Annotated in this window: 12 protein-coding genes; 6 read left to right on the plus strand and 6 right to left on the minus strand. The window is 74.2% G+C overall.

What is annotated here, in order from left to right:
* Window positions 1-182: 182 nt before the first annotated feature.
* Complete coding sequence (locus tag LPA42_RS32210) at window positions 183-800, minus strand: DUF4126 domain-containing protein (protein ID WP_077938553.1); 618 nt, start codon at window positions 798-800, stop codon at window positions 183-185.
* A 71-nt stretch (window positions 801-871) separates the two neighbouring features.
* Here LPA42_RS32210 and nucS point away from each other — a divergent pair, with 71 nt between their 5' ends.
* Window positions 872-1,531 carry an endonuclease NucS gene (gene nucS, locus LPA42_RS32215; protein ID WP_043966085.1) on the plus strand — a complete coding sequence of 220 codons (660 nt, stop codon included), beginning with the start codon at window positions 872-874 and terminating at the stop codon, window positions 1,529-1,531.
* Between the two features lie 21 nt (window positions 1,532-1,552).
* On the opposite strand, the gene LPA42_RS32220 is transcribed toward nucS, so the two are convergent.
* The gene (locus LPA42_RS32220; RefSeq protein ID WP_077938554.1) at window positions 1,553-3,055 is read right to left on the minus strand and encodes an aldehyde dehydrogenase family protein; all 1,503 of its coding nucleotides are present in this window, start codon (window positions 3,053-3,055) and stop codon (window positions 1,553-1,555) included.
* Window positions 3,056-3,312: 257 nt separating this feature from the next.
* Here LPA42_RS32220 and LPA42_RS32225 point away from each other — a divergent pair, with 257 nt between their 5' ends.
* The 5 genes from LPA42_RS32225 (at window position 3,313) to LPA42_RS32245 (ending at window position 8,062) form a co-directional block, all read left to right on the plus strand.
* The gene (locus tag LPA42_RS32225; RefSeq protein ID WP_077938555.1) at window positions 3,313-3,741 is read left to right on the plus strand and encodes an FHA domain-containing protein; all 429 of its coding nucleotides are present in this window, start codon (window positions 3,313-3,315) and stop codon (window positions 3,739-3,741) included.
* A 144-nt stretch (window positions 3,742-3,885) separates the two neighbouring features.
* Window positions 3,886-4,944, plus strand: a complete 1,059-nt coding sequence (locus LPA42_RS32230) for an alpha/beta fold hydrolase (protein WP_077938556.1) — start codon at window positions 3,886-3,888, stop codon at window positions 4,942-4,944.
* A 144-nt stretch (window positions 4,945-5,088) separates the two neighbouring features.
* Window positions 5,089-6,762, plus strand: a complete 1,674-nt coding sequence (locus LPA42_RS32235; RefSeq protein ID WP_077938557.1) for a 3-hydroxyacyl-CoA dehydrogenase family protein — start codon at window positions 5,089-5,091, stop codon at window positions 6,760-6,762.
* A 97-nt stretch (window positions 6,763-6,859) separates the two neighbouring features.
* Complete coding sequence (locus LPA42_RS32240; RefSeq protein ID WP_043966091.1) at window positions 6,860-7,186, plus strand: hypothetical protein; 327 nt, start codon at window positions 6,860-6,862, stop codon at window positions 7,184-7,186.
* A 66-nt stretch (window positions 7,187-7,252) separates the two neighbouring features.
* Window positions 7,253-8,062: an alpha/beta hydrolase gene (locus LPA42_RS32245; protein WP_077938558.1), complete on the plus strand. Its 810-nt coding sequence runs from the start codon at window positions 7,253-7,255 to the stop codon at window positions 8,060-8,062.
* 22 nt (window positions 8,063-8,084) lie between these two features.
* Here the strand turns inward: LPA42_RS32245 and LPA42_RS32250 are convergent, their stop codons facing one another.
* From LPA42_RS32250 to mce, 4 genes are all read right to left on the minus strand, one after another.
* The gene (locus LPA42_RS32250) at window positions 8,085-9,293 is read right to left on the minus strand and encodes an AI-2E family transporter (RefSeq protein WP_077938560.1); all 1,209 of its coding nucleotides are present in this window, start codon (window positions 9,291-9,293) and stop codon (window positions 8,085-8,087) included.
* 186 nt (window positions 9,294-9,479) lie between these two features.
* A complete protein-coding gene (locus LPA42_RS32255) occupies window positions 9,480-11,621 on the minus strand; it encodes a hypothetical protein (protein ID WP_077938559.1) in 2,142 nt (713 codons plus the stop codon).
* Window positions 11,622-11,800: 179 nt separating this feature from the next.
* On the minus strand, window positions 11,801-13,054 hold the full coding sequence (locus LPA42_RS32260) for a cell division protein DivIVA (RefSeq protein WP_043966097.1): 1,254 nt from the start codon (window positions 13,052-13,054) through the stop codon (window positions 11,801-11,803).
* A gap of 546 nt (window positions 13,055-13,600) precedes the next feature.
* Complete coding sequence (gene mce / locus LPA42_RS32265) at window positions 13,601-14,071, minus strand: methylmalonyl-CoA epimerase (RefSeq protein ID WP_077938561.1); 471 nt, start codon at window positions 14,069-14,071, stop codon at window positions 13,601-13,603.
* Window positions 14,072-14,088 lie beyond the last annotated feature (17 nt).

A 14,088-nucleotide genomic window follows, 5' to 3' on the forward strand; every position in this document is an offset into this window, starting at 1 on the left:
CGATGCCGCCCAGACGGTGCAGGTCTCCGCCTACCCCGACGCGTACGCGCAGTGGGAGCAGCAGGCCGCCGACCTCGTCGCGCAGCACTGGAACAACAGCTGACACCACACACATACACACACGCCGGCCGGGCCCCGATGACAGGGGCTCGGCCGGCGGCGGTTGCGCGGGGCGTACCAGATCAGACGCGGTAGCCGGCGGCGCGGGCGGCCTGGCGTTCGCGGCGGCGGTCCCGGCGGCGGCGCAGGAACCAGACGGTGAAGGCGACCAGGCCGAGCAGGAAGGCCAGCACCAGCACCGGAAGGATGATCGCCACCAGGGACATGACGACGCTGGTGGCGTCCTCGGCGGTGCTGGCGACCGGCGCGCCGAAGCCGGCGGTGGTCGCGTTGATCACCGGGCGGGCGGCGGACTTGAGCAGATGGACGCCGAGCGCGATGAGCACGCCGGTGACCACCGGCACCCAGTCGTTGGACGAGAAGAAGCTGCCCGGGTCGCTCACGGTGACCGTCTCGGAGGTGGAGCCCGCGCCGAAGGCGAGGCCGCCGGCGGTCGGCCGGACCACGGTCTGGACGACGTCGTTGACGTGGTCGAGCACCGGCACCTTGTCGGCGACGACCTCGACGGTGAGCAGCACCGCGAGGATGGCGACGACCCAGCCGTTGCCGAGCCACTGCCAGCCGCTGGGCAGGTCGATCAGGTCGGTGTAGCGGGCCAGCAGTCCCATGGTCAGCAGGGGTATGTAGGCGTTCAGGCCGGCCGACGCGGCCAGCCCGGTACCCGTGAGGACTTCGAACACCGTCTCAGCATCGCACCGGCGCGCCAGTGCCGCTCGGCGGCGGACGCCGGGGTCTGGGCTACCCTCGTCGGGTGCGGCTGGTGATTGCGAAGTGCTCGGTGGACTACGTCGGACGGCTCTCGGCACACCTGCCGTTGGCCACACGCCTGTTGATGGTGAAGGCGGACGGGTCGGTGTCGATCCACGCCGACGACCGGGCGTACAAGCCGTTGAACTGGATGAGTCCGCCCTGCCGGCTGGAGGAGGCCCCCGGCGTGTGGCGGGTGGTCAACAAGGCCGGCGAGGAGCTGCGGATCACCCTGGAGGAGGTCTTCCAGGACACCTCGTACGAGCTGGGCGTCGACCCCGGCCTGCGCAAGGACGGCGTCGAGGCGCACCTCCAGGAGTTGCTGGCGGCCAACCCGACGGCGCTGGGCGAGGGCTACACGCTGGTGCGCCGGGAGTACATGACGGCGATCGGGCCGGTGGACCTGCTCTGCCGGGACGCCGACCTCGGCGCCGTCGCCGTCGAGGTGAAGCGGCGCGGCGAGATCGACGGGGTGGAGCAGCTCACCCGCTACCTCGAACTGATGAACCGTGACCCCCTGCTCGCCCCGGTGACCGGCGTCTTCGCCGCCCAGGAGATCAAGCCGCAGGCGCGGGTGCTGGCCACGGACCGGGGCATCCGGTGCGTCGTCGTCGACTACGACAAGCTGCGCGGCATCGAGCGCGACGAGCTGACCCTGTTCTGAGGGCCGCCTGCGCGGGCCGGGTCAGCGCCTGCGGCCGTACAACAGCTTGGTGACCCTGACCAGGCGGGCGACGTCGGCGGGGGTGCGCTCGAAGGTCATCGCCGGCAGCAGCGACCGGGCCCGGCGGCGGGTGACGGCCTTGGGACGGCCGAACTCGCGCAGCCCGTCCTCGCCGTGGATGCGGCCGAAGCCGGACTCGCCGACGCCGCCGAACGGCAGGGTGGACATCCCCGCGAACGTCAGGGTGGAGTTCACCGCGGCCATCCCCGAGCGCAGCCGCCGCGCGATGGCCACGGCCCGCCGCCGGCCGAAGACCGAACCCCCCAGGCCGTACGGGAGCGCGTTGGCGCGGGTGATCGCCTCCTCGGCGTCGCGGACCCGGTTGATCGTCAGCGTCGGGCCGAAGGTCTCCTCGCGGACGGCGAGCGAGTCCTCCGGCACGTCGACCAGGATGGTCGGCCGCACGTAGGGCGGCTGCACCGCGTCGGCGCCGCCGAGGACCGCACGCCCGCCCCGGGCCAGCGCGTCGTCGATGTGCCGGCGGATCACGTCGAGCTGGCCGGGCATGGTGATCGGGCCGATGTCGGACCCGTCGGCACCGACCGTCAGCCGGCCGGCCCGCTCGACGACCTTGCCGACGAAGACGTCGAAGACGGGTTCGACGGCGTACACCCGCTCGATGCCGATGCAGGTCTGGCCGGCGTTGGTGAGCCCGCCCCAGACGCACGCCTCGGCGGCGGCGTCGAGGTCGGCGTCGCTGTCGACGATCATCGCGTCCTTGCCGCCCGCCTCCAGCAGGACCGGGGTGAGCGTCTCGGCGCAGGCGGCCATCACCTTCTTGGCGGTGGCCGTCGAGCCGGTGAAGGCCAGCTTGTTCACGCCGGAGCGGCACAGGGCCGCGCCGACGTCGCCGAGGCCGTGCACGGCGGTGAGGACGGGCTGCTCGGGCACTACCTCGGCGAGGCTGTCGACCAGCCACTGGCCGACGACGGGGGTGTATTCGCTGGGCTTCAGCACGACCGTGTTGCCGGCGGCGAGCGCGTACGCCGTGGAGCCGATCGGGGTGAAGACCGGGTAGTTCCACGGGCCGATGACGCCGACCACCCCGTACGGCTGGTATTCGAGGTGGCCGGTGAACTCGGCCAGGATGAGCCGGGAGCGCACGCGGCGCGGGCGTAGCACCCGGCCGGCGTTGCGGGCGGCCCAGTCGATGTGCTCGATGGCGGTGAGGACCTCGACGATCGCGTCCGGGACGGGCTTGCCGCCCTCGGCGTGCATCAGCTCGGCCAGCTCCTCGATCCGCCGGGCGAGGACACCCCGCCAGCGCAGCAGCCGCTCCCGGCGGCCGGTGAAGCCGAGCCCCGCCCACCAGCCGGCCGCCTCGCGGGCCCGCTCGACCGCCCGCGCGACGTCGTCCCCGGAGGCGACGGGCAGCCGACCCACCTCGGCCCCGGTGGCGGGGCTGGTGGAGACCAGCCGCCCGTCTGAGATGATCGGGGCACCCGGGACACGTACAGCCGTCATGGCGGAAGTCTAGACCCCGAAGCTACTCGTCGGTAGGTGTTCGGTCGGGCTGGTCAGCGGTCCCCGGCGCGGGGCCGGCGGCTCCCGGGGGCCGTGCCCGGGGCGGGACCAATGGCCCTGGTGCGCCGCGCCGCAAGCCGAACCGGCTAACGGGAGTTGTCCGCCCGGGGGCTGGGAGGTGTCCGGGCGGTGGTGGGCATCGATACGGTGTGCTGGCAGGCTGACGCCGGACACCGGTGGCTGGAGGCTGACCGTCCATGGAGGACTTTCCGGAACTGATGCCGCTGCTGACGGTGGCGGGTGGACCGATGCGTGGGGCGAGCTTCCGGCTCAGCCGCACGCCCCAGGTGATCGGCCGTGCGACGACCGTGCAGGTCAGCGTCGACGATCCACACCTGAGTCGCCGGCACGCCAGCGTACGGCTGGCCGCCGACGGGGTGTGGCTTGAGGACCTGGGCTCGACCAACGGTACGTGGCTCAACGACCGCCGGATCGAGGTGCCGGAGCTGCTCTCCGACGGGGACGTGATCCGGCTGGGCCGCACCGAGCTGCGCTTCTTCGACCCGGGCCTGGCCCGGACGGACCCGGTCGGGCTGCGGCTGGCCCCCCAACTGGGCCCGCAGCGCCGCGACCGCCGGCCGACCCTGCCGCTGCCCGTCGCCGCCCCGCCGGCCGCCCGCGCCTGACCCCGCCTGGCCGCCGCCTGGCTCCGCCGGGTGGCGGGGTGAGCAGGGGACCCTTCTCTACCGTATGCGTTAACAAGGGGCCCCTCCTTTCATGTGGGCCGGCCACATGGAGCCGGCCGCCGCCGCGTGGCAGCATGCCGCGGCATGGAGAGCACGCAGCACACCGTGCAGGCCAACGGCATCGTCCAGCGGGTCCGGGTGGCCGGGTCACCCGACGGCGCGCCCGTGCTGCTGGTGCACGGCAACTGTTCGTCATCGGCGTTCTGGGAGCCGCTGCTGCGGCGGCTGCCCGACACCCTCCGGGTGGTCGCCCCGGACCTGCGCGGTTACGGCGACACCGAGACCGCCACGGTGGACGCCACCCGGGGGCTGCGGGACTTCGCCGACGACGTGGCCGCCCTGCTCGACGCCCCGGGGCTCTTCGCCCCCGGCGCGCGGCCGGTGGTGGTCGGGCACTCCCTCGGCGGGGGCGTGGCGATGCGGCTGCTGGTCGACCACCCCGACCGGGTGGCCGGGCTGCTGCTCTCCGCGCCCGTCTCCCCGTACGGCTTCGGCGGCACCCGGGACCTCGACGGCACGCCGACCACGCCCGACTTCGCGGGCACCGGCGGCGGCACCGCGAACGGGGACTTCGTGGCCCGGCTGGCCGCTGGCGACCGGGGCGCGGACGGCCCGACCAGCCCCCGCAGCGTGCTGCGGACCGCGTACGTGGCCGACCCGGCGTCGCTCGGCGACGACGAGGAGTTGCTGCTGGACAGCCTCCTGTCCACCGCGACGGGGGACGGCAACTACCCCGGCACGGCGGTCGCCTCGCCGCACTGGCCGGGCACCGCGGCCGGCGACAGCGGCGTGCTCAACGCCCTCGCCCCGGCCCACTTCCGCATCGCCGACGACCTCGTCGCCGTCGCCGGCAAGCCCCCCGTCACCTGGGTACGCGGCGACGCCGACGTGATCGTGTCGGACACCTCGCTGTTCGACCTGGCACACCTCGGGTCGCTCGGGGTGGTGCCCGGCTGGCCGGGGGAGCGGGACTGCCCGCCGCAGCCGATGGTCGGGCAGACCCGGGCGGTGCTCGACCGGTACGCTGCGGCCGGCGGGGCGTACCACGAGGTGGTGTTGCCGGGTTGCGGGCACAGCCCGCACCTGGAGCGGCCGGCGGAGTTCGTCGCCGAACTGCTGGCGCTGACCGACCGGAGCCGCTGAGCCGTCCGACCGGCTCTGCGGCCCCCTCCGCGTCCCGGCGACGGTCCGTCACGTGGCAGACTCGCGCGCATAACCTTAGTGACCGTTCATGCGGTCCCGCGGGGTCCCGTCCCGCGGTCCCGCGCAGCATTGGGGAGGCCGGTCGTGGCGCGCGAGTTCACCAGCGTGGGCGTTGTGGGGCTGGGCACCATGGGTGCCGGCATCGTCGAGGTCTTCGCGCGCAACGGCATCGACGTCGTCGCGGTCGAGGTCTCCGAGGCCGCCCTCGACCGTGGCCGGGCCAACCTGACCGGCTCGACCGACCGGGCCGTCGCCCGGGGCAAGCTCGCCGAGGCCGACCGGGACGCCCTGCTGGCCCGGGTCGACTTCCAGGTGGGGCTGGACGCGCTGCACTCGGTGGACCTGGTGGTCGAGGCGGTCCCCGAGCGCCTCGACCTCAAGCGGCGGATCTTCGCCGAGCTGGACCGGGTCTGCAGGCCCGACGCGATCCTCGCCACCAACACGTCCTCGCTGTCGGTCACCGAGGTCTCCGTCGCCACCGGCCGACCCCAGCAGGTCGTCGGCATCCACTTCTTCAACCCGGCCCCCGTGATGAAGCTGGTCGAGGTGGTCCGCACGGTGGTGACCGCCGCCGACGTGGTCGCCGACGTCGAGGCCCTCTGCGCCCGGCTCGGCAAGGTCGACGTCACCATCGGCGACCGGGCCGGCTTCATCGCCAACGCGCTGCTCTTCGGCTACCTCAACCACGCCGTGGCGATGTTCGAGTCGCGCTACGCCAGCCGCGAGGACATCGACGCCGCCATGAAGCTCGGCGGCGGCCTGCCGATGGGGCCGCTCGCCCTGCTGGACCTGATCGGCCTCGACACCGCGTACGAGATCCTGGACACCATGTACCGGCGCGGCGGGCGGGACCGCCGGCACGCCCCGGTGCCGCTGGTCAGGCAGATGGTCACCGCGGGTCTGCTCGGCCGCAAGTCCGGCCGGGGCTTCTACACCTACGAGAAGCCGGGCTCGTCGAAGGTCGTACCGGACGAGTCGACCCCGCAGGAGCGGCCGGCGGCCGGCGACGGCGCGCGCCGCGTCGCCCGGGTCGGCGTCGTCGGCTCCGGCGCGACGGCCGCCGGGCTCGTCGAGGTCTTCGCCGGGGCCGGGTACGACGTGGTCCAGGTGGCCCCGGGCGCGGAGCCGCTCGACGGGCTGGCCGAGGTCGACCTGGTCGTCGAGGCCGTGGCGGAGGACCTGGGCGTCAAGAAGGAGCTGTTCGCCAGCCTCGACGGCGTCTGCAAGCCGGGCGTCGTGCTCGCCACCACCACCTCGTCGCTGCCGGTGATCGACATCGCGATGGCCACCGGGCGGCCCGCCGACGTGGTCGGGCTGCACTTCTCCGGCCCGGTGCCGGCGCGGCCCCTGGTGGAGATCGTGCGGACCATCCGCACCGGCGAGGAGGCCACCGCCACCGCCCGCGCCGTCTGCGCGACGCTCGGCAGGACCGCCGTGGTCTGCGGCGACCGGGCCGGTTTCGTGGTCGACGCGCTGCTCTTCCCGTACCTAAACGACGCGGTGAAGATGCTGGAGGCCGGCTACGCCACCGTCGACGACATCGACCACGCGATGAAGCTCGGCTGCGGCTACCCGACGGGCCCGTTCGAGCTGCTGGACGCGGTCGGCCTGGACGTGGCGCTCGCCAGCCAGCGCGCGCTGTACCGCGAGCTGCGCGACCCCGGCTTCGCCCCGGCACCGCTGCTGGAGCACCTCGTCACCGCCGGCTACCTGGGCCGCGAGGCGGGGCGCGGCTTCCGCGACCACACCGCCCGCTGACCGGCCGCCCCCGCGCGCGGCACCGGCCGCCGGCCGGGCCGTCGCGCAGGCGCACCTCGCCGGGCCGGTGGCGGGAACCGACCGTAACCTTGACGAGGTGAGCCCCCGTCGCAACCGTCCCCGCCGGGACGAGCACGCCCACCTCGACGCCGACCGGGCCCGCCACGGGGTGCCCACCGTGCAGCAGTGGCGCGACGGCGACTGGCAGGTGCGCGGGATCAGCGGCGGCGCGTCGGTCAAGACGTACCGCTGCCCGGGCTGCGACCAGGAGATCCGCCCGGGGGTGGCGCACCTGGTGGCCTGGCCGGCCGACGACCGGGGCGACCTGACCGACCGCCGGCACTGGCACAGCGGGTGCTGGCGGGCGCGGGACCGGCGCGGCCCCGGCATCCAGCGCGGGCGGGGCGCGCCCCGCTACGGCTGAGCGATCTGGATCACCCTGTTTCCGCCCGGGCGGGCGGTGCCGGCGCCGACGCGCGAGACTGGGACGGTGAGCACACCGATCCGCGCGTCCTCGATCCTGCCCGGGCACCGCGAGGACATCGAGCTGCACACCGCCGACGGCCTGACCCTCGTCGGCGAGCTGGCCCGCCCCGTCGGGAAGGAGCCGGCCGGCACGCTGGTCTGCCTGCACCCGCTGCCCACCCACGGCGGGATGATGGACAGCCACGTCTTCCGCAAGGCCGCCTGGCGGCTGCCGGCGCTGGCCGACCTGGCCGTGCTCCGGTTCAACACGCGCGGCACCAGCAGCGTGCGGGGCACCAGCGAGGGAGCGTTCGACAACGCCGTCGGCGAGCGCTTCGACGTCGCCGCCGCCATCGAGTACGCCGAGTTCGCCGAGCTGCCGAACGTCTGGCTGGTCGGCTGGTCGTTCGGCACCGACCTGACCCTCAAGTACGGCTGCGACCCGGCGGTGGCCGGCGCGATCCTGATCTCCCCGCCGCTGCGCTTCTCCGCCCCCGAGGATCTCGCCCACTGGGCGCAGGAGGGCAAGCCGCTGACCGCCCTGGTGCCGGAGTTCGACGACTACCTGCGCCCCGACGAGGCGCGGCGGCGCTTCGCGGCGGTGCCGCAGGCCGAGGTGGTCGGGGTGCCCGGCGCGAAGCACCTGTGGGTCGGCGACGCCGAGACCGTGCTCGACGAGATCGTCCGCCGGGTCAACCCGGCCGCCCCGCTGCCCCTGCCGCGCACCTGGGACGGGCCGATGACCACCGGCGACGTCAGCGCGTACGCCGACCGGACGGTCGCCTCGTTCGCCGACGTCCCGGTGCCCGGCCCGAAGGCCGGCTCCGCCGAATGAGCCGGGGCGGGGCGGTCGCCCGTCAGCGGGTGTCCTGGCGGGGCAGCACCACCTCGCGCAGGATGAGCTGGCCGGCGGCCACCGTCGGGATCGCGATCAGCGCGCCGACCACGCCCATCAGCGACACCCCCAGCAGTGCGGCGAGCAGGGCCGCGACCTCGTTGACCTCGACCGAGCGGCGCATCACCTTCGGGTAGATCAGGTAGTTCTCCACCTGCTGGTAGACCACGAAGAACGCGACGCAGGCGATCCCCACCGGCAGGTCGGTGGCGAAGCCGACGAGGCTGACCACCACCGCGCCGAGGGTGGCGCCGATCTGCGGGATCAGGTCGGTCACGGCGACCACCACGGCCAGCGCGAACGGGTACGGCAGCCCGACGGCCAGCGCGAACACGAAGGTGGTCACGCCGGCCAGCACGGCGATGCTCAGGGCGCCCACCATGTACGCGCCGACCTTCGCCAGGATCTCGTCGCCGATGAGCTGCACCCGGTGCCGGCGGGAGCGGGGCACCAGCGCGTACCCCACGCGGCGCAGCCGGTCGAAGTACGCGAGGAAGTAGATCGTCAACACCAGCACGGTGAGCGCCCGGAAGACCGTGCCGAAGATGAGCTGGGCGCCGCCGAGGACCCCGCCCAGCGCCCGCCCGATCGTGTCGGCGTTGGCCGCGGCCTGCACCTTCGCCATCACGTCGTACCGGACGACGAAGTCGTTGACCGCCTCGTTGCGGCGCAGCTCGTCGACGTAGCTGGGCAGCTGCTCGACGAACTGCCCGGACTGGGTGACCACCGGCGGGACCAGCGCCACCAGGCCGCCGACGATCAGCAGCAGCACGATCAGCGTCACCGCCGTGACGGCCAGCCCGTTGGGCAGGCCCCACGAGCGCAGCCGGACCACCGCCGGGTTCAGCCCGACGGCGAGGAAGAGCGCGATGACGACCAGCACCAGGATGCCGGCCGAGTTGCGGACGCCGAGGAAGACGGCGTACGCCAGCAGCACGCCGAGCGCGCCGGTGAAGCCGACGAGAAAGCTGTTGCGGCGCAGGGGCCGCCCCGGCACGCCGAAGCGGCCCGAGCTGGCGGCGGGCGACCCGGGCGGGTCGAAGTCGCCGGGGTCGCCGAGGTCCGCCCGGTCGTCATCTGGTGCGGTCCGATCCGGTGCGGAGCGCATCGGCGGGGGGCCGACCGGGTCGGTGCGGCCCGCTGGGACGCCGTCCGGACCGGTGTGGTCCATCTGCCCGTGGCCCACCGGCGCGTGGTCCGGCTGCCCGTCGTGCGCCCGTCCGCCGTCCGCCACCGAGACCTCCTCCGCCCTCCGGCGGGTGCGCCCGGAGGGTCGTCAGCCGCCCACGGCCCCGGCCGGGCGCGGGTCCTGCCGACAGGAGGGTAGTTGCCGGGCGGACGGCCCGGCCACCCCGGCTCACTCGGACTCGACGGACACCTTGCTCGGCCTGGCGCTGCGCTCGTCGGTCGTCGGCTTGGTCGGCCGCTTGCCGTTCTCACCGGTGCTGGTGATTTTCGTGGGGGTCGCCCCCCGGCCGCCCTCGCCGGGCACCGCGGCCACCGTCGGCTCGCCGTCCACCCCGGCGCTGGCCGCACCGCCGTCCACCGTGGTGACCGGCTCGGCCACCGGCCGGGTCCGGGCCGGGGCGGCGTCGTCGGTGGGTGCGGTCTTCGCCGCTCCCGCGTCGGCCGTCGCCTTGATCGGGGTGGGCTTCGCGGGCTCGCCGGGCCCGGCGGCGGCCGGCTTGCCCGACGTGGCGGCCTCGGCCGGCTTGCCCGGGGCGGCAGCCGCCTTGACCGGAGCAGCAGCCGCCTTGACCGGGGCCGTGCCGTCGGCGGCCGGGTCCGGTGCGGAGCCGTCGAGGGACACCGCCGGGGCGGTCGCCTTCGCCGGAACGCTGGCCGACAGGCGGGCACCGGCCAGCTGCTGCCGCAGGTCGAGCAGCTGGTGCTGGAGCTCGTCCGACTCCTGCCGGGACTGCCAGGTCTCCTGCCGCAGGTCGGCCAGCTGCTGCTGGGCCTGGGCGATCTCCAACATCACCTGGGCGAGCTGCTGGCGGCCGGCGGCCACCTCCTGCTGGGTCGCCGCGAGGTGCTGCTGCGTGGTGGCCAGGTGCTGCTGGGTGGTGGCCGCGTACTCCTCGAACTGGCGACGGGAGGCGGCGACGTGCTCGTCGGCCCGGCGTCGCCTGTCGGTCGCGTCGGCCTCGGCCCGGCCCAGCAGCTCGGCGGCCTCCTCCTCGGCCTGCCGGCGCATCGCGAGGGCGTCCTGCTCGGCGGCGCGCCGGATCTCCGCGGCACCGTCCTCGATCTCGGCCCGCCGGGCGGTGTACTGCTGCTCCAGCTCGGTCTGCCGGGCCGTGAACTGCTGCTCCAGCTCGTCCTGCCGGGCCGCGTGCTGCCGGTCCAGCTCGTCGCGGCGCTGGGAGTGTTCCCGCTCGGCGGTCTCCTTGCGCTGGGCCAGCTCCCGGTCGGCGGCCTCCCGCCGGCCGTTGACCTCCTGCTCCACCCCGGCCCGCCAGGCACCCAGCTCCTGCTGCGTCTGGGCGCGGGACTGCTGCACGTACGCCTCGGTCTCCGTGCGCATCCGCTGCACGTACGCCTCGGTGTCGGCGCGTTGGCGCTTGCTGGCCTCGGTCGCCTGCGCGGTCAGCCGCTCGGCCTCCTGCCGGGCCCGGTCGCGGGTGGCCTTCGCCGCGCCCTCGGCGTCGTCGGTGATCCGCTTGGCCTCCTGCAACGCCTTGGCGTGGGTCGCCCGGCCGGCCTCGGTGGCGTTGTCGGTGAGCCGCTTCGCCTCCTGCTGGGCCTTGGCGTGCACCTCCTTGGCGGCCTCGCGGAGCTGGGTGGCCTCCTGCTGGGCCTTGGCGAGGGCCTCCTTGGCGGCCTCGCGCAGCTTGGTCGCCTCCTGCTGGGCCCGGGTGTGGATCTCCTTCGCGGCGTCCCGGAGCTGGGTGGCCTCCTGCTGGGCCTTCTCCAGGGCCTCCTGGGCGGCCTTGCGCAGCCGGGTCGACTCGTCCTTGGCCGCCGCCCGCAGCTGGGCGGACTCGTCCTTGGCGGCCTTCAGCGTTGCGTCCGCCTCGGCGCGTCGGGCGGCACCGTGCCGCTCCTCCTCGGCCCGCCGGGCGGCGAGGGCGATCTCGAAGTCCTTGAGCGCCTGGGCGGCCTGCTCCTTGGCCTCGGCGACGATGTGCTCGGCGGCGGCCCGCCGCGCCTCGATCTCCTCGTTGGCGGCGGCGAGGATGTCGTCGGCCTGCTCCTCGGCGAGGACGAGGATCTGCTCCACCCGGGGGCCGAGGTGCCGGAACGAGGCCCGGTCCACCACGCCGACCTGCTTGCGCACCTGGGCGAGGTCGCGTTGCAGCACCTCGACCTGCCCGGCCAGCTTGTGGATCTGGGTGTACGCCTGTTCCCGCTCGGCCGCCAGTGTCGCGATCTCGTGCTCCGCGCGAGCGACGTACCTGTCGACCTGTCGTTTCTCGTACCCCCGCAGGGCGGACTCGAAGCTGGGCTCCGTCGTCACATCCCCGCCGAGAGCGAACAGTTCCTCGCCGTGCGACATGCCCCCATCCTCACACGCATCCGGCTCGGCTGGGGCGATACGGACGCCCCGGATGGGAGCTGATTCACTGCCGTTACCGGCGTCCGGGCCAGAGTGCGGGAAACGCATACGGCGCGGGGTCACACCGGTTACCCGGTGTCACCCCGCGCCGTGTCCATGCCCCCCGGCCGTGCGGTCGCTCAGCCGGCGGACTCCGCGTTCACCCGCTCGTCCTTGCTGTCCGCCTTGGCCGGCTCCGGCTTGGCCTGCGCCGGCGGCACGCCCGGCACGATGCCGGCGAGGCCCGACAGCATCTGGCCGAGCTGCGAGGTGACGGCGTCCTTCTGCCGGGTGAGGTCCTCGACCTCGCGGCGGGCGGCCTGCGTGGTCAGGTCGGCCTCGGTGCGGGCCTCCGTGAGCAGCCGCTTCGCCTCGGCCTTGGCCTCGTTGAGGGTCTTCTCGGACAGCGCCTTGGCCTTCTCGACGGTGTCGTTGGCGGTGCGCTCGGACTCGACCCGGCGGGCCTCGGCGCGCTGCTCGATCTCCTTGGCTCGCTCCTGGGCCGCCCGGGCGCGCTGCTCGGCCTCGCCGACCAGCTTCTGGGTCTGGGCGACCTGGGCCGCGTGCCGCTCGGACTCCTCGCGCTCGGCCTTCTCGCGCCGCTCGGCGAGCTGCAGCTCCAGCGCCTGGAGGTCCTTGTCGCGCTTGTCGCGGGCGTCGGTGAGGAGCTTGGTCGCCTCGGCGCGCTTCTCCTCGGCCTCCCGCGCGGCCTTCGCCCGCTGCTGGGTGATCTCCCGCTCGGCGGTGGCGCGCAGGGTGGCGACCTCACGCTCGACGGTCGACTTCAGCTCGGCGACCTCGTGCGCGGTGACGGTGCGCAGCTGCTTGGTCTCCCGCTCGGCGTCGGCGCGCAGGGTGTCGGCCTCCCGACGGGCCTGCACGCGCACCTCGGCGGCCTCGCGCTCGGCGGCGGTGCGGACGCTGCCGGCCTCGCGCTCGGCGGTGGCCTTCATCGCGGCGGCCTCGGCGCGGGCCTTGTCGGTGATCTCGCGCGCCTCCAGGCGGGCCGCGGAGAGGATGCCCTCGGACTCCCGCTTGGCCTCGTTGCGGTGGTCGTTGGCCTGCTCCTCGGCCAGCCGCAGGATCTGCTCGACGCGGGTGCCCAGGCCGGACAGGGTCGGCCGGCTGTTCTCCTCGAGCTGCTTGTTGGTCTCGGCGAGCTTCTGCTCCAGCGCGCTCTGGCGCTGCTCGGCCTGGCGGAGCCGACGCTGGGCGTCGTTCATCCGCTGCTCGGCCTCGGCGCGGGCCTGCTCGGACTGGGTCAGCGCGGCGGTCAGCCGACCGATGAAGTCATCGACCTGCCCGACGTTGTATCCGCGCAGGCCAACGGTGAAATCTGGCTGCGAGTTCGCGTTATCGAAGAACGCAAGAGGGGAGGACTGCTGCTGGGGCATTGGGACATACTCGCAGACCCCCCGGGGTGCTTCGCAAGAGCGGTGCGGGGCTTTCGTGTCCTGTTTACATGGTCAACAGGCCGCCGTCGGGCGGGTCCGATCGATGGGCGATCTTGGCAGCTCCGGGGCCGGTCGGGCGGCCCAGCGGGCGGGTGGTCGGGCGTGCTGGAGGCGGGTGGTCGGGCGGCCCGGTGGGCGGGTGATCGGGCGCGCGGGGGCGTGCGGGAAAAGGGCCGTGGGAGCGCCCGGCGGTCCTTTGCCGGCCCGTGCCGGTTTCTTGTCGGCCGGTGCCGGGGGCCGGCGGTTGCCGAACCGCTTGATCGACTTGATGTCGGCCGGATGGGGGTTTCCCGTCCCGTTGATACCGCCACGCCGCCGACATGAGGTCGATCAACTCGGCCGCGCACCACTGCGCTCGCGCGGGGGCTGTCGTGGTGCCGGGGCGGGTGCCACCGGGGCGCGAGGCGGGGCAGGGCGGGGCAGGGTGGTTAAGAAGGGGCCCCTGCTCCACAGAATGCGTTAACAGGGGGCCCCTCCTTTCACCTTTCACCGCTGGGCGGGCTCGACCAACTCGACGAGGACGCCGCCCGCGTCCTTGGGGTGGACGAAGTTGATCCGGGAGTCGGCCGTGCCCCGGCGTGGGGTCTCGAAGAGCAGCCGCAGGCCGCGCTCGCGCAGCGCCGCGCACGCCGCGTCGATGTCGGTCACCGTGTACGCCACCTGCTGCACGCCCGGCCCGTTGCGGTCGAGGAACTTGGCGATGGTCGACTCCGGGGTGAGCGGGGCGAGCAGCTGCACGCAGCCGCCCTCGGCGGTCGGCCCGACCGTCAGCATCGCCTCGCGCACGCCCTGCTCGGCGTTGGTCTCGGTGTGCACGCAGCGCATGCCGAAGGTGCGCTGATAGAAGTCGATCGCGGCGTCGAGGTCGGCGACGGCGATCCCGACGTGGTCGATGCGGCGCAGGCCGATGTCTGTGACGAAGTCGGCAGCGGGCTCGGCGGGGGAGTTCTCAGCCATGGCGTTAGTCTGACCGA

It is taken from the genome of Micromonospora sp. DH13 (genome assembly GCF_020873825.1).
Lineage (GTDB): Bacteria > Actinomycetota > Actinomycetes > Mycobacteriales > Micromonosporaceae > Micromonospora > Micromonospora haikouensis.

Excerpts from the sequence above, each read along its gene's own strand:
- LPA42_RS32225 (WP_077938555.1), top strand. The coding sequence starts at position 3,313 with ATGGAGGACTTTCCGGAACTGATGCCGCTGCTGACGGTGGCGGGTGGA.
- mce (WP_077938561.1), bottom strand. The coding sequence starts at position 14,071 with ATGGCTGAGAACTCCCCCGCCGAGCCCGCTGCCGACTTCGTCACAGAC.
- LPA42_RS32220 (WP_077938554.1), bottom strand. The coding sequence starts at position 3,055 with ATGACGGCTGTACGTGTCCCGGGTGCCCCGATCATCTCAGACGGGCGG.
- LPA42_RS32230 (WP_077938556.1), top strand. The coding sequence starts at position 3,886 with ATGGAGAGCACGCAGCACACCGTGCAGGCCAACGGCATCGTCCAGCGG.
- LPA42_RS32250 (WP_077938560.1), bottom strand. The coding sequence starts at position 9,293 with ATGGACCACACCGGTCCGGACGGCGTCCCAGCGGGCCGCACCGACCCG.
- LPA42_RS32260 (WP_043966097.1), bottom strand. The coding sequence starts at position 13,054 with ATGCCCCAGCAGCAGTCCTCCCCTCTTGCGTTCTTCGATAACGCGAAC.
- LPA42_RS32255 (WP_077938559.1), bottom strand. The coding sequence starts at position 11,621 with ATGTCGCACGGCGAGGAACTGTTCGCTCTCGGCGGGGATGTGACGACG.